Below are 15,694 nucleotides of genomic sequence, written 5' to 3' on the forward strand. Positions count from 1 at the left end.
GATGTGGAGCATCGACCACGCATACATCGACGGCGCGTTCGTGCCCGTGCAGGGCAGCGAGCGCCTGGAGATCGCCAACCCTGCAACCGAGCAGGTGATCGGCACGGTGACGCTGGCCAACCGTGAAGACGCGAAGCGCGCAATTGCTGCGGCCACCCGCGCTCAGCCGGCGCTCGCGGCCAGCACCAAGGCGCAGCGCATCGAAATGCTCAGGCAGCTCGAAGCCGCCGTGCTGGCGCGCACGGATCGGATCCGCGATGCCACCATCGAGGAGTACGGCGGCCCTCAGGCCCGTTCTCAGTGGGTGAGCAACTACGCTTCGCAGTGCTTTGCCACCACGGCACAGGCGCTGCGCGGCTATGACTTCGAGCGCCGTTTGGGCGGGGCCACCGTGGTGATGGAGCCGGTCGGCGTTGCCGGCCTCATCGCGCCCTGGAACGCCGCGGCCGGAAGCATTTGCAGCAAGTTGGCCTCGGCCATTGCCGCGGGCTGCGCCTCGGTCATCAAGCCCAGCGAGCTGGGGCCGTTGCAGGCGCAGGTTGTCACCGAGGCCCTGCACGACGCTGGCCTGCCGGCCGGCGTCTTCAACACGCTGCTCGGGCGCGGCAACGACGTGGGCGATGAAATCTCCACCAGCCCGGACATCGCGAAAATCTCGTTCACCGGTTCCACGCAGACCGGAAAACTCATTGCGCGCGCGGGGGTAGACACCATGAAGCGCGTGAGCCTCGCGCTTTCTGGCAAGTCGGCCACCGTGGTGCTCGACGACGCCGACCTGCCGGCAGCGGTGCCCATGGCGCTGAATGCCGCCTTCATGAACAACGGGCAGGCTTGCGTGGCCGGCACCCGTCTGCTGGTTCCGCACGTGCACATGGCCGAGGCTATCGAACACTTGCAGGCAGCCGTGGCCGCCATGCGCGTGGGCGACCCGCGCGACCCTGCCACTGCCATCGGGCCGCTCGCGAGCAAGGCGCAGTTCGAGCGTGTGCAGCATTTCATCCGACGTGGACTGGTGCAGGGCGCAACACTGTTGGCCGGCGGCGAAGGCCGTCCGAATGGTTTTGAAAAAGGCTGGTTCGTGCGGCCCACCGTGTTTGCCGATGTTCGCAACGACATGGACATTGCGCGCGAGGAAATCTTCGGCCCGGTGCTTTCGGTGATCGGCTATGGCGACGAGGACGAAGCCATCGCCATCGCGAACGATTCCGCCTATGGCTTGCAGGCCTATGTCTTCTCGTCGCAGGCGGAGCGCGCTCTGCGCGTGGCTTCGCAATTGCGCGCCGGCACGGTGCTGGTCAACCGCATCGCGCCCGAGTTGAGTGCTCCGTTCGGCGGCGTCAAGCAGTCGGGCATCGGCAGGGAGTTCGGCGTCTTTGGAATGGAAGCCTTCCTGGAGCCCAGGACCATTGCTGCAGCGATCTGAAGCACGGGGGCTTGTTACAAATGTCACGACCAGAAAGGACAAAACGGCGATTGACGCGGATTTTGTAACGCCTAGTCTCTGCTTGCAGACCCCATAACAACCGGAGACAACCATGATTCCCAAGCTGCGCAATCCTCGCGTTGGCCAGCATGCTGCGTCCGGCCTTATCCGGCACGATGAAGAGGGGGCTTGGGAACAACTCAACGAGCAGCCTTTCGCGTTTCGGCACGGCCTTGCCGACCATCCCCTCTTGTCGATAGAGCGCCTGGCGCGCCTTTCAGAGCGCGCATTCGACGGCGACCACTACAAGCGCTACTTCAAGGCCTGCGACTTGAAGTTGCCGCGCGACACGCTCAAGGCCCGGTTCCGCGAAGACATCGAGCAGATCCGCGAGAACGGCAAGTGGATGGCGCTGCATTACATCGACGAGATGGACCCCGAGTACGGCGACCTTTTCGATCTGCTGCTGGCCGACGTCGAGGAAATCACCCGCCGGCCTGTGCGCAGCCAGATGACATGGGGCAGCCTCTCGGTGTTTCTCAGCGCGCCCTGCCTGGCGGTGCCCTATCACTTCGACCACGAGACCAACTTTCTCATGCAGGTGCAGGGCGAGAAGGACTTGTGGCTCTATCCGCGCGAGTTCGGCGCGCTGACGGCCGCCGAGATCGAAGACTTCTACCGGCACAACCCCGTGGCAGGCATCTACCGCGACGAGCTCGCGGACGCCTGCAGCGTCTGGAGACTCAAGCCCGGCATCGGTGTTCATCATCCGCCTCTTGCACCGCACCGCATCCTGAACGACAAGAACGTGTCGGTGAGCCTGGCTCTCTACTACGCAATGCCCGAGATGGAAGAGCGCGGGCACGTCTACCAGGTGAACTACTGCATGCGCAAGCTGGGCCTGCATCCGCGCGCACCGGGTGAATCGGCGCTTTCGGATGGCATGAAGATCAAGTTCATGCGCGCACTCTCGACCTCGAACCCACGCACGCACGACGAGCTGCTTTATTCGGGCGTCTCGCGACTTGCGGCGCCGTTCCGATGGGCCAAGCAGCTGCGGCAGGGCCGCGCGTAGCGGCATCGCTCAAGCCGACTCGCCATCAGAGTCCCACTGCGCCGCGTCTTCCACCGGCCGTGGCAGCCGACCCTCCAGTGTTTCGGCTATCAACGCGGGGTCGATGTAGTTGTAGGTCGATTCGATCACCCAGGAAAGAAACTCGTGCGGGCCGCCGTTCATATACGGCGGCGGCGAAACGGGCTTGAAGACGGTGGGCAGTTTCTCGTTCAGCGATATGTAGTTGAGAACGAAGCCAAGCTCCTGAACCACCTGCCAGGCGAATCGGTGTTCAAGATCGAGGTTGAGCTTTACCCACCAATAGGCATCCGCAGTCGAATCCGACGAGAGCACCGTAACGCCGGGCACCCGTGACAGAAAGGCGACCAGCTTGGGGAGGCCCGCCGTCACTACCTGCCGCTTCACTGCCTCGACGGGCGGCGTGACCGACTCCAGCTTCTTGATGATGTGTGCGTGCAAGCTTCGTCCCGCATCGGAAGCTTCACGCTCCAGTGCTTTGCGAAGCTTGCCGGGAAGTTCGAGATCCATAGGGTTCCTGGGCGGACGGCGTGGGTTTGGCGAAGGTTGCCGTTCGATCACCGCGACGACTCTGCGCATCGTTCTGGTCATCGACATCGTCGGCTCTCTGTAGTATTGGTTGGCCGGCGCTTGGCGCGCCGCATTTTTGCATCAAAGCTCGGCGCTACGATCACCCATCTACCGACAAACCCAAGAGAGACAATTCCCATGCCGCTGAACCTCGACACTCCCTCGAGCCTCCCGCAAGACGCCGCGCGCGCCACGCTTGTCGGCCGCCTTTGGCAACCCGGCGTCGGACCGGTGCTGGTGGCCGTCCATGAGGGCGGGCTGCACGACCTTTCCAGGCTTGCGCCCACGATGAGCGACCTGCTCGAAGCGAAGGAATCGCCCTCCGATGCGGTGCACCGCGCGCTGCAGGGCGGACAGGCCCCGCGCATCGCCTCGCTCGACGAGGCCATTGCCAACAGCGATGCAACGGCGCACGACGAATCCAGGCCCTGGCTGCTCGCGCCTTGCGACCTGCAGGCCATCAAGGCCAGCGGCGTAACGTTCGTCGAAAGCCTGCTCGAGCGCGTGATCGAAGAGCAGGCGCGCGGCGACGCGTCGCGTGCCGAGGCCACTCGCGCCGCGCTGGGCGGTGTGCTCGGCGACAACCTCGCGGGCATCGTGCCCGGCTCGGCCGAGGCCGCAAAGGTGAAAGAGGTGCTGCTGGCGCAAGGCGCATGGTCGCAGTACCTCGAAGTGGGCATCGGCCCCGACGCCGAGATATTCACCAAGGCTCCGGTTCTTTCTTCGGTGGGCACCGGTGCCGACATCGGCATTCATGCCGCTTCAGTGTGGAACAACCCCGAGCCCGAGGTCGTGCTTGCCGTGAACAGCCGCGGCCAGACCCTGGGCGCGGCGCTCGGCAACGACGTCAACCTGCGCGACTTCGAAGGCCGCAGCGCGCTCTTGCTCGGCAAGGCGAAGGACAACAACGCTTCCTGCGCGATCGGCCCGTTCATCCGCTTGTTCGATGCGCACTTCGGCATCGACGACGTGCGGCGCATCACGGTTGCGCTCGAAGTCACGGGCCCCGAAGGCTTCAAGCTCGAGGGCTCGAGCTCGCTCTCGAAGATCAGCCGCGATCCGCTCGACCTGGTTTCGCAAGCCATTGGCGTGCACCACGACTACCCCGACGGCCTCATGTTGTTTCTGGGCACGATGTTCGCGCCGACACAAGACCGTCATGGTCCAGGGCAAGGATTCACCCATGTCGTCGGCGATCGCGTGCGCATCGCCGCGCCGGAACTCGGCGCGCTGGTGAATCGCGTGGTTCATTCGGACCAGGCGCCACGGTGGACTTTTGGGTTAAGCGCGTTGATGCGCAATCTTGGCGCGCGCGGACTGCTGTAAACGTTCTTTCTACGCTTTAAAAGGAGTTGTACTCCTTTGTCATTCATAGGCAGCACGTAGCAATGTGTTGCTGTTGACCGCGCTTCGCGTTCCCCTCAAGATAACCATTGTTGATGGTTGTAAATAAAAGGGAGATGGCGTTGCCGCCAAGCGAGATCGAACTACTGCAGTCGCCTGTTGAAGGCCCGTTTCCGTGCGGCGAAGACCTCGAATACGACCCCGACTTCATGGCGTTGCAGCAGGCGACGACCGGGAAGCGGGAGCAGCAGTTCGGCTCGACCATCATTCCGGCCGAGCCGCCCGACTGGGCTCGCGTCGAACGCATTGCAAAGCAGCTGTGCCAGCGCACGCTCGACCTGCGCGTGCTGGTTCCGCTCACGCTGGCGTGGACCGAGAGCCGCGGGTTGCCCGGCTATGTCGACGGCCTGCGCGTGGTCGACGGTGTGCTGCAAAAGTTTTGGGACGACGTGCATCCGCGCGTGGTCGATGATGGTTTCGAAGACCCGCTGCCGCGCATGAACGCGCTGGCCGCATTGGCCGAAGCCGAGGGATTGGGACGCAGCGTGCGCGATGCGCGCCTGCTCGAAGACGCCGGCGTGTCGATGAGCCTGCGGCAGGTCGAGGCGCTGCTCGATTCGAGCAAGGCCGACCAGATCGACTATCCCGGCGGCATCGGCCGGCTGCGCGAAGTGGCACGCCGTGCGCAAGAAAAAGCGGCGCCGCCGGTGCTTGCATTGCATGCAGCACTGGAGCTGCTGCAGCGCATTCGCGAGACCTCCGAGCGGGCGCTGGGTCAAAGCTGGGCACCCGATTTTTCCAGGCTCGAGCGTTCTCTTCGCACCGTGGTGCAGTTGTTGCCCGAGCAGGCCCAGCAGGCACTGGCCGATGCGCCGGAAGTTTCGCAAGGTGGTGACGCGGCGCAATCTGCCTCGCATGGGCAAGGCTCTGCCGGTGCTGCGAATGGTGCGAGCGGCCAGCGCCTGGCGGGCATTCAAGATATTGAAATATCGAATCGTGATGATGTGCAGGTGCTGTTGGAAAAGGCGTGCCAATACATGGAGCGCACCGAACCCAGCCATCCGGCACCCATGCTCATCCGAAGGGCGCAAAGACTGCTGGACCTCAATTTCTTCCAGATCATCGAAGAGCTCGTACCCGAGGGCTTGCAGAAGATAGAGAGCCTGGCGGGGCGGCCCCTGGGCAATAGCGCCGAATAGGGCAACCGAGTCAGCTCCGACCCAAACGCATAGAGATTCAAGAGGAAGCTTATGGCAGACAACCGTGTCAGAAACAGTGGTCAGAAGTTCATTGCGCGCAATCGCGCGCCGCGCGTGCAGATCGAGTACGACGTCGAGATCTACGGCAGCGAACGCAAGATCCAGTTGCCCTTCGTGATGGGCGTCATTGCCGATCTCGCGGGCAAGCAGGTCGACCCGATGCCCGACTTGGCGGAGCGCGACTTCATGGCCGTGGACATCGACAACTTCGACGACCGCATGAAGGCCATCAAGCCGCGCGTGGCCTTCCAGGTGCCCAACACGCTCACGGGCGAAGGGCAGATGAACGTCGACATCACCTTCGACAGCATGGACGACTTCTCGCCCGCGCGCATTGCACGCCAGGTGGGCGCGCTGCAGCACCTGCTCGAAGCGCGCACCGAGCTTTCCAACCTGTTGTCCTACATGGACGGCAAGAACGGCGCCGAGCAGCTGATTGCCCAGGCGCTGCAGAACCCGGAGCTGCTCAAGTCGCTCGCGTCCGCGCCCAATCCCGCCGTTGCCAAGGCGGTGGAAGCGGCAAACGAGAAGTCCGGCGGCCCCGGCACCTCTTCCGAATAAGCAGCGCAAGCCGACAGGACGTCCATCATGAGCACCGCACCCAAACAGACAGCGCGCGCACAAGCCGCCACCATCGAAGCGCTCGAGCCCAACGAGTTCTCCGACCTGCTGCAGCGAGAGTTCAAGCCCAAGACCGACCAGGCCCGCGAGGCGGTGCAAAGCGCCGTCAAGACGCTGGCGGTACAGGCGCTCGAAAGCACCGTCACCATCTCGAACGACGCCTACCGCACCGTGCAGGCGATCATCACCGAGATCGACCGCAAGCTTTCCGAGCAGATCAACCAGATCCTTCACCACGAGGACTTCCAGCAGCTCGAAGGCGCATGGCGGGGCCTGCACTACCTGGTCAACAACACCGAGACCGACGAGCAGCTGAAGATCCGCGTGATGTGCGCATCCAAGCGCGAAGTGGCGCGCTCGCTCAAGCGCCACAAGGGCATCGGCTGGGACCAGAGCCCGCTGTTCAAGAAGATCTACGAGGCGGAGTACGGCCAGTTCGGCGGCGAGCCGTTCGGCGCGCTCATCGGCGACTTCCACTTCGACCACAGCCCGCCCGACGTGGAGATGCTCGGCGAAATGGCCAAGATTGCCGCAGCCGCGCACTGCCCCTTCATCGCCGGCGCATCGCCCACGGTCATGCAGATGGATTCGTGGCAAGAGCTTTCGAACCCGCGCGACCTGACCAAGATCTTCCAGAACACCGAGCACACCGCATGGCGGTCGCTGCGCGAATCGGAAGACGCGCGCTACATCGGCCTGGCCATGCCGCGCTTTCTTGCGCGCCTGCCGTACGGTGCGCGCACCAATCCGGTCGACGAGTTCGAGTTTGAAGAAGAAACCGATTCGGCCCTGCACAACCGCTACACGTGGGCCAACTCGGCCTACGCCATGGGCGTGAACATCAACCGCTCGTTCAAGCAGTTTGGCTGGTGCACGTCGATCCGCGGCGTTGAGTCTGGCGGCGCGGTCGAGAACCTGCCCACCCACACCTTCCCGACGGACGACGGCGGCGTGGACATGAAGTGCCCGACCGAAATCGCCATCAGCGACCGGCGCGAGGCCGAGCTCGCCAAGAACGGCTTCATGCCGCTGGTGCACCGCAAGAACTCCGACTTTGCGGCCTTCATCGGCGCGCAGTCTCTGCAGCAGCCGGCCGAGTACTACGACGCCGATGCCACGGCCAATGCCAACCTGGCGGCGCGCCTGCCGTACCTGTTTGCATGCTGCCGCTTTGCGCACTACCTGAAGTGCATCGTGCGCGACAAGATCGGTTCGTTCCGCGAGCGCGAGGACATGGAGCGCTGGCTCAACGACTGGATCATGAATTACGTGGACGGCAGCCCAGGCACGTCGTCCCAGGATACGAAGGCAATGAAGCCGCTGGCGGCGGCCGAAGTCCAGGTGGAAGCCATCGAGGACAACCCCGGCTACTACGCCGCCAAGTTTTTTCTCCGGCCGCACTATCAGCTCGAAGGGCTGACGGTGTCGTTGCGGCTGGTTTCGAAGCTGCCATCCAACAAGAAGGACAGCAGCTAGTTCAACGGTGTCCCGCAATCGGGCATATATAACTTTGGGGGTTAATCATGGCAGTAGACATGTTCATGCGCGTCGAGGGCGCAAACGGCGAATCCAAGGACTCGAACCATAAGGACTGGACGGATATCAAGTCGTTTGCATGGGGAGCGACGCAGCCTGGAAACATGGTCAGCGGCGGTGGCGGCGGTGTGGGCAAGGCAAGCTTCAACGACCTGCAGGTTCTTGCGCGCATCGACAAGGCGGCCCCGTCCGTCATGAAGAACTGCGCAAGCGGCAAGCACCTGAGCAAGGTCGAAGTGTCGGTGTGCAAGGCCGGCGGCTCGCAGATCGAATACACCCGCGTCACGCTCGAAGAAGTGCTGGTCACCTCGGTGCAATACACGGCCGAGCAGGGCAGCGATGCGGTGCTGGTGCAGTTCGCCTTCCAGGCCGCCAAGGTGAAGCAGCAGTACTGGGAGCAGACGGACAAGGGCGGCAAGGGCGCCGAAACCGTTCTGGCCTGGAACATCAAGGAAAACCGGGAAGCCTGATTTCCCTTCTTGCCTGACCGGCTCCGCGCGCGCCGCATTGCGGCGTGCCGCGGGGTTCTCCGGTCACCCGCAGCAGATATTCAACGGCGGCCAACGGCCGCGTGCGAGTCAATGAGGAAGTTTCATGGGCGATGGGTTTGCAGTGCTGGGCGAGCGCTCCGTGGCCGAGCACACCGAATGGGTACAGCGGCAGATCCGCGCCAAGCCCCAGAACGCCAGCCTGCGGCTTGCCCTCGGCCACTTTCTTGCGCTGCGCGGCGAATGGCAGCGGGCTGAAGACCAGCTCAAGCTCGCCGCAAAGATCGATCCTTCCTTTGCTCCTGCCAGCGCCACCTGCGCGATGGCCCTGGCAGCCGAGCGCCACCGAACCGAATTCTGGAACGGCGGCCGTGCGCCGGCCGTCATTGCCGGCGATGCCGACTGGGTCGCGGGGCTGATTGCCGCCGCGGCGCTGCCGCCCGACCAGGCCGCGCAAGCGGCCGACCTGCGCGAAGCCGCGCGCCGGGCCGCGCCCGCCTTGCAGGGCACCCTGAGCTGTGTCGACCGGTCCGATTCGCGCGCCGCGCAGGCCATCGACGGCGAGCCGGTGCAAAGCATCGAGTTCGCATGGCTTTGCGACGGCGACGTGCGCATTGGCGCCGTGCTCGAACTGCTCACGCCTTCGGGCTACGCATGGCTGCCGCTGCCGGCGGTGCGGCGCCTCAAGTTTTCGCGTCCGCAGCACTTGGTCGACCTGCTCTGGGCGCCAGCCGAAATCGTGCTGCACGACGGCCGTGGGCTCAACGGCCTGGTGCCGGTGCGCTACCCCGGCGCGCTCGACGCGCTGGAAGACGAAGCCGCGCTGGGCCGCCGCACCGACTGGCTGCCGCTGGCCGGCGAAGAGCAGTACGCCGGCGTGGGCCAGCGCACGCTGATCAGCGAAGCCGGCGACCATTCGCTGCTCGACATTCGCCTGGTCGAGTTTGCCGCCGCGGAGAGTGTTGCCCAGTGAGTGCACTCCTGCCAGCCAGCCGCTCGCCCATGGAGGCCGAGGGCGACCACCAGCAAGAAAGCGTTGCACGCGACCGCCTGCAGCCGGTGCTGCTCGACCGCCTGACCGACAAGCAGCCGCAGACCCGCCAGGAGCGCGCGGGCGCTTTCCTGATGAGCGGCAAGCTGCTGCGCGATTCGGTGCTGCGCGACTTGCAGTGGCTGCTCAACACCACGAACTTCGGCGCTGACCACAACATCAACACCATGCCGCGGGCCCGGCGCTCGGTGGTGAACTACGGCGTGCGCGGCTGGGCCGGCGGGCGCATGTCGGAGGTCGACTTTGCCGACGTCGAGGCCGCCATTCGCGCGGCCATCATCGACTTCGAGCCGCGCATCATGAAAGACAGCATCGACGTGCGCTGCGTCACCGACTCCACCGACCTGGAGCACCACAACCTGCTCGCACTCGAGATCCGCGGCACGCTGTGGTCGGTGCCCTACCCCATCGAATTCATCCTGCGCTCCGAGCTCGACCTCGAAAGCGGCCACATGGTGCTTCGCCCGACGGGAGGGCTCTGATGGACGCGCGGCTGCTCGACTACTACAACCGCGAACTCACCTACATGCACGAGCTCGGTGCCGAGTTCGCGCAGCGTTATCCCAAGATTGCCGGCCGGCTGGGCATGCGCGGCATCGAGGTGAGCGACCCGTATGTGGAGCGCCTGCTCGAAGGCTTCAGCTTTCTGACGGCACGCATCCAGCTGAAGATGGATGCGGAGTTTCCGCGCTTCTCGCAGCGCCTGCTCGAAGTGGTGTACCCGAACTTTCTGGCGCCGCTGCCCGCCATGGGCGTGGTGCAGATCGACGGCAACCTGAACGAAGGTTCGCTGAAGGCCGGCTACGAGCTGCCGCGCCACACCATCCTGCGCGGCCGCATGATCAAGGGCGAGCAGACGGCCTGCGAATTTCGCACGGGCCATGCCGTCACGCTGTGGCCCATCAAGATCGCCGAGGCGAGCATCGGGCCCGTGCCGGCAGAGATTGCGCACGCCATGCCCGTGGTTGCGCGCCAGGCCAAGAGCGCCATCACCATCAAGCTCGAAGCGGTGGGCGGCGCCCGGTTTGCAGAGATGCCGCTCGACCGGCTCGAGTTCTTTCTTTCGGGCGCCGAGCTGCATGCGCTGCGCGTGCTCGAACTGGCGGTGCACCACAGCGTGGGCACCGTGTGCCGCAGCGGCCCGGGCGGCACCGCGCGCATCGTGCCGCTGGGCGACGAGGCCATTCGCCACGAAGGCTTCGACCCCGACCAGTCGCTGTTGCCCTACGACGCGCGCTCGTTCCAGGGCTACCGGCTGCTGCACGAGTACTTCGCCTTCCCTGATCGCTACCTGTTCTTCAGCGTGAAGAACCTGCGCGCGGCGGCCGCCGCCATGAGCGGCAGCACGATGGAAATCGTGATCCTGCTCGACCGTGCCGACAGCGACCTGGAGCGGGTTGTCGATGCGCGGCACTTCTCGCTGTTCTGCACGCCCATCATCAACCTGGTGCCGCGCCGCAGCGACCGCATTCCGGTCGGGCCGGGGCAGCATGAGCACCATGCGGTGATCGACCGCACGCGGCCGCGCGACTTCGAGATCTTCACCGTCGAACGCGTCACGGGCCACATGAGCAACGGCTCCGAGGAGCGCGAGTTCAGGCCGTTTCTCGGCTCGTTCGCGGCCGACGACGGCGACTTCGGCTCGTACTTTTCGCTGCGCCGCGAGCCGCGCCTTGTGTCGGACCGTGCCCGCGCGCAAGGCACCCGCACCAGCTACACCGGCAGCGAGGTGTATGTGGCGCTGGTCGACCAGCACGACGCGCCGTTTCCGCACAGCCTGCGGCACATCACCATCGATGCGCTGTGCACCAACCGCGACCTGCCGTTGCTGTTGCCCACCGGGCTCGAATCCGATTTCACCCTGCGCGTCTCGGCGCCGGTGCGCGCGGTGCGCATACTGCGCGGCCCGTCGCGGCCGTATCCCGCGCTGGCGGAAGGCGCGCTCACCTGGCGCCTCATCAGCCACCTGGGCCTCAACTACCTGAGCCTGACCGATGTCGATGCCAACCAGGGTGCGGCCGCGCTGCGCGAAATGCTCGACCTGTACGGCAACCTGGCCGACCCGGCGGTGCGGCGGCAGATCCAGGGCGTGCGCTCGATGGCGCTCTCGCCCGTGTTCCGCCGGTTGCCCGAGCCGGGCCCTATCGTCTTCGGCCGCGGCGTCGAGGTGGCGCTGAAGATCGACGAAGTCGCCTTCTCGGGGTCGAGCCCTTATCTTTTCGGTGCCGTGCTGGAGCAGTTCTTCAGCCGGCATGTGTCGCTCAACGCGTTCACCGAATTCGCGCTCTCCAGCCTGCAGCGCGGAGAAATCGCGCGGTGGACGCCGCGCATCGGCCGCCGCCCCGCCGTATGAGTGCGCTGCACCTTACCGACGATTCACCGGCGGCACCATCGGACGTGCCCGATGAGCCGGCTGCGGTTGCCCAGCCCGCGCGGCGCGGTGCGCCGGAGGCCGATCCGGTCTTGTGGGCGGGCCTCGTCGACCAGCCTTTCGAGCATGACCTTTTCATGCTGCTGCGCCGCCTCGATGCGCAAGGCGGCCATCCGTTGCTGGGCCGCGCGCCGCGCCCGCTCGACGAGCCGCTGCGCCTGGGGCAGGAGCCCTCGATGGCATTCGCGCCGTCGAACGTCTCGGGCGTGGATGTGGACGGCGACGGCCCGCCCCGCATCTCGATCTACGGCTTTGGGCTGTTCGGCCCCAACGGGCCGCTGCCGCTGCACCTGACCGAGTACGCGCGCGAACGCAAGCGCCACCACAGCGACAACACGCTCAGCGCCTTTGCCGACCTGTTTCATCACCGGCTGATCCTGCTGTTCTACCGGGCCTGGGCCGATGCGCAATCGGTCAACAGCCTCGACCGCCCCGACGGCCATCGCTTTGTCGACTACGTGGCCAGCCTCATGAACATGGGGCAGCCCGGCCTCAAGGAGCGCGACCGCATTGCCGACCACGCGCGCACCTTCATGGCCGGGCACCTGGTGCGCCAGACGCGCAACCCCGAAGGCCTGATCCAGATCCTCAAGCTGTACTTCGACGTGCCTGTGCGCGTCGACGAATTCGTGAGCGACTGGGTGATGATCGACGAGCGGCAGGTGAGCCGGCTCGGCCTCTTCGGGCGCAACCACCAGCTGGGCGGCGGCGCGACCATTGGCTTGGCGGTGCGCGATGCGCAAAGCAAATTCCGCTTGGAGCTGGGCCCGCTCTCGCAAGACGAGTTCCGCCAATTCCTGCCGGGCAGCAAGCGGCTCCAGCAGGTGGTCGACTGGGTGCGCCAGTACGTCGGCATCGAGTTTGCCTGGGAGCTGCGGCTGGTGCTCAAGAAAGAAGAAGCCCGCGGCATGCAGCTGAGCGGCGGGCAGCGCCTGGGCTGGGGCAGCTGGCTCGGCACGCGCCTTTCAGACACCGATGCAGGCGACATGGTGTTCCAGCCCGAAGCATTGTTTTCCCGTTCCGCATCGGCAGCTTCCGTGGCGGCTGAAGTTTCTTCCATGGCCTTATGACCGATATTCGCCGCGTCTCTCTTTTCTCCAAACTGAACCCGATGCTCTACAAGGCATTGGAGACCGCCACCGCGTTTGCCAAGCTGCGAGGCAACGCGTATGTGGAGCTGGTGCATTGGCTGCACCAGATACTGCAGCTGCAGGACAGCGACCTGCTGCGCATCGTCAAGCGCGCGGGGCTCAACATCGATGCGGTAGAGCAAGACCTGGTGCGTGCGCTCGACCGCCTGCCGCACGGTGCCACGTCGATCAGCGACATTTCCGAGCACGTGGACAACGCGGTAGAGCGTGCCTGGGTGTATGCAAGCCTGCGCTTCGAGGCCACGTCGATCCGCGGTGCCTACCTGCTTGCCGGCATTGTGAAGACGCCCGGGCTGCGGCAGGTGCTTTCGGGCATTTCGCGCGAGTTCGACAAGATCGTGCCCGACGTGCTCATCGCCCAGCTCCCCGCGTGGACCGAAGGTTCGCCCGAAGATGACTTCGACGCCGCGTCGCAAGGGCAGGGTGGCGGCCAAGGGGCTCCTGCGGCGGCTCATCAAGGGGACGGCGCTGCGGCCGGCGGCTCGGCACTGGCCAAGTACGCAAGCGACCTGACGGCCAAGGCGCGCGCGGGCGAACTCGATCCGGTCTATGGCCGCGACGATGAGATCCGCCAGATCATCGACATCCTCATGCGCAGGCGGCAGAACAACCCGCTGCTCACCGGCGAGGCCGGCGTGGGCAAGACGGCTGTCGTCGAAGGGCTGGCGTCGCGCCTTGCCGCCGGCGATGTGCCGCCGTCGCTCAAGGACGTGTCGCTGTGGGTGCTCGACCCCACGCTGCTGCAGGCCGGCGCGGGCGTGAAGGGCGAGTTCGAACAACGCCTGCGCCAGGTGATCGACGAAGTCGAGAAGAGCCCCAAGCCCATCGTGCTGTTCGTCGACGAAGTGCACACGCTGGTCGGTGCGGGCGGCACCGCCGGCACCGGCGACGCGGCCAACCTGCTGAAGCCGGCGCTTGCGCGCGGGCGGCTGCGCACCATCGGCGCCACCACCTGGTCGGAGTACAAGAAGTACATCGAAAAAGACCCGGCCCTCACGCGGCGCTTCCAGACCATCCAGGTGCATGAGCCCACCGAGCCCAAGGCCGTGGTCATGCTGCGCGGCATTTCGGCCGAGCTTGAAAAGCACCACGGCGTGCTCATTCTCGATGCCGCGCTCGAAGCGGCCGTGAGCCTGTCGCACCGCTACATTCCCGCACGCCAGCTGCCCGACAAGGCGGTGAGCCTGCTCGACACGGCGTGCGCGCGCGTGGCATTGAGCCAGCATGCGCTGCCCGCCGCCATCGAAGACCTGCAGCGCCGCATCGAAGTGCTGGGCATCGAGCGCGGCATCGCGCAGCGCGAAGCCGCCATCGGTGTCGGCGAGGCGAAGCGCGTCGACGACATCGCGGGCGAGGTGGCCGCCGCACAGGCGGAACTCGACCTGCTGGAAAAGCGGCGCGTGGAAGAAGCGGTACTGGTCGAGCGCATCGTCGCGCTGCGCAAGCAGCTGTCGCCCGCTGCCGTGCCCGTGCAGGCTGAAGAGGCTGCGCCGGAGGACGTGGAGGGCGGCAACGCCGAAGCATCGGCGCAGGTCGAAGCCGCCCTGGCCGAGCCCGAAAGAGCGCCCGAAGAAATTCGCGCCGAACTCAACCAGGCGCAAGACAAGCTCGCGCAGCTGCAGGGCGAATCGCCGCTCATCCTGGCCGCAGTCGATGCGCAGGCCATTGCCACCGTGGTCGCCGACTGGACCGGCATTCCCATCGGGCGCATGGTGCGTGACGACGCGCAATCGGTTCTGCGCCTGGGCGAAATTCTTTCGGCGCGCGTGGTGGCGCATGGTGCGTGACGACGCGCAATCGGTTCTGCGCCTGGGCGAAATTCTTTCGGCGCGCGTGGTGGCGCAGCCCGATGCGCTCGAAACCATTTCGCGCCGCATCCGCACCGCGCGTGCGCGGCTGGACAACCCGAACAAGCCGGTCGGCGTGTTCCTGCTCTGCGGCCCCTCCGGCGTGGGCAAGACCGAAACCGCGCTGGCGTTGTCGGAGGCGCTCTACGGCGGCGAGCAGAACCTCGTCACCATCAACATGAGCGAGTTCCAGGAGTCGCACACCGTCTCCACGCTCAAGGGTGCGCCGCCGGGCTACGTGGGCTACGGCGAGGGCGGCGTCCTGACCGAGGCCGTGCGCCGCCGGCCCTACAGCGTGGTGCTGCTCGACGAGATCGAGAAGGCGCACACCGACGTGCACGAGATCTTCTTCCAGGTGTTCGACAAGGGCTGGATGGAAGACGGCGAGGGCCGGCACATCGACTTTCGCAACACCGTGATCATCATGACCTCGAACGTCGGTACCGACCTGGTCATGCAGCTGTGCGAAGACCCGACCCTGCGCCCCGACCCCGAGCCGCTGGCGGCCGCATTGCGCGAACCGCTGCTCAAGGTGTTTGCGCCGGCGCTGCTCGGGCGGCTGGTGGTGGTGCCTTATTACCCGCTGCATGCCGATGCGCTGCATCGCATCATCCGCCTGCAGCTAGACCGCATTGCCGCGCGGCTCGATGCGAACCACGGCATTGCCCTGCACTACGACGACAGCGCCGTCGAACTGGTGGCGCGCCGCTGCACCGCCATCGAGTCGGGCGGACGAATGATCGACGCGATCCTGACGCACACCATTCTTCCGCGCTTGAGCGAAGAAGTCATTGGTGCGACGGTGAGCGCGCGCAAGCTGGCCGGCGTGCGGCTGAGCGCTGCGAACGACGACTTTCACTACGAATTTTCTGAACGCTGA

Annotated in this window: 12 protein-coding genes and 1 pseudogene; 12 read left to right on the forward strand and 1 reads right to left on the reverse strand. The window is 65.6% G+C overall.

The features are described 5' to 3' along the window. Position 1 precedes the first annotated feature (1 nt). Together QHG62_RS01770 and QHG62_RS01775 are read left to right on the forward strand one after the other, a co-directional pair. Positions 2-1,423, forward strand: coding sequence for an aldehyde dehydrogenase family protein (locus QHG62_RS01770; RefSeq protein WP_281149112.1), 1,422 nt, complete (start codon positions 2-4; stop codon positions 1,421-1,423). A 112-nt stretch (positions 1,424-1,535) separates the two neighbouring features. Then, the gene (locus QHG62_RS01775) at positions 1,536-2,498 is read left to right on the forward strand and encodes a hypothetical protein (protein WP_281149115.1); all 963 of its coding nucleotides are present in this window, start codon (positions 1,536-1,538) and stop codon (positions 2,496-2,498) included. Between the two features lie 9 nt (positions 2,499-2,507). Here QHG62_RS01775 and QHG62_RS01780 read toward each other — a convergent pair whose 3' ends face one another. Then, positions 2,508-3,026 (reverse strand): hypothetical protein, encoded by a 519-nt coding sequence (locus QHG62_RS01780; protein ID WP_281149116.1) that lies wholly within the window; start codon positions 3,024-3,026, stop codon positions 2,508-2,510. Positions 3,027-3,224: 198 nt separating this feature from the next. On the opposite strand from QHG62_RS01780, the gene QHG62_RS01785 reads away from it, so the two are divergent. From QHG62_RS01785 to QHG62_RS01830, 10 genes and pseudogenes are all read left to right on the forward strand, one after another. After that, positions 3,225-4,412: a fumarylacetoacetate hydrolase family protein gene (locus QHG62_RS01785; RefSeq protein WP_281149117.1), complete on the forward strand. Its 1,188-nt coding sequence runs from the start codon at positions 3,225-3,227 to the stop codon at positions 4,410-4,412. A 134-nt stretch (positions 4,413-4,546) separates the two neighbouring features. Next, on the forward strand, positions 4,547-5,629 hold the full coding sequence (gene tssA, locus QHG62_RS01790; RefSeq protein WP_281149118.1) for a type VI secretion system protein TssA: 1,083 nt from the start codon (positions 4,547-4,549) through the stop codon (positions 5,627-5,629). A gap of 51 nt (positions 5,630-5,680) precedes the next feature. After that, positions 5,681-6,250, forward strand: a complete 570-nt coding sequence (gene tssB / locus QHG62_RS01795) for a type VI secretion system contractile sheath small subunit (RefSeq protein WP_126746717.1) — start codon at positions 5,681-5,683, stop codon at positions 6,248-6,250. Positions 6,251-6,277: 27 nt separating this feature from the next. Further along, positions 6,278-7,786 carry a type VI secretion system contractile sheath large subunit gene (tssC, locus tag QHG62_RS01800; RefSeq protein ID WP_281149119.1) on the forward strand — a complete coding sequence of 503 codons (1,509 nt, stop codon included), beginning with the start codon at positions 6,278-6,280 and terminating at the stop codon, positions 7,784-7,786. A gap of 47 nt (positions 7,787-7,833) precedes the next feature. Continuing rightward, positions 7,834-8,316: an Hcp family type VI secretion system effector gene (locus QHG62_RS01805; protein WP_126746719.1), complete on the forward strand. Its 483-nt coding sequence runs from the start codon at positions 7,834-7,836 to the stop codon at positions 8,314-8,316. Positions 8,317-8,440: 124 nt separating this feature from the next. Next, complete coding sequence (locus QHG62_RS01810; RefSeq protein ID WP_281149120.1) at positions 8,441-9,307, forward strand: type VI secretion system accessory protein TagJ; 867 nt, start codon at positions 8,441-8,443, stop codon at positions 9,305-9,307. Between the two features lie 29 nt (positions 9,308-9,336). Further along, positions 9,337-9,867, forward strand: coding sequence for a type VI secretion system baseplate subunit TssE (tssE, locus tag QHG62_RS01815; RefSeq protein WP_281151468.1), 531 nt, complete (start codon positions 9,337-9,339; stop codon positions 9,865-9,867). Continuing rightward, complete coding sequence (gene tssF, locus QHG62_RS01820) at positions 9,867-11,738, forward strand: type VI secretion system baseplate subunit TssF (protein ID WP_281149121.1); 1,872 nt, start codon at positions 9,867-9,869, stop codon at positions 11,736-11,738. The genes tssE and tssF overlap by 1 nt, the downstream gene beginning before the upstream one ends. After that, complete coding sequence (tssG, locus tag QHG62_RS01825; RefSeq protein WP_281149123.1) at positions 11,735-12,886, forward strand: type VI secretion system baseplate subunit TssG; 1,152 nt, start codon at positions 11,735-11,737, stop codon at positions 12,884-12,886. The genes tssF and tssG overlap by 4 nt, the downstream gene beginning before the upstream one ends. After that, a pseudogene (locus tag QHG62_RS01830) lies at positions 12,883-15,694 on the forward strand (type VI secretion system ATPase TssH). The gene tssG and the pseudogene QHG62_RS01830 overlap by 4 nt, the downstream one beginning before the upstream one ends.

The sequence above is a fragment of the Variovorax paradoxus genome (assembly GCF_029919115.1).
Lineage (GTDB): Bacteria > Pseudomonadota > Gammaproteobacteria > Burkholderiales > Burkholderiaceae_C > Variovorax > Variovorax paradoxus_O.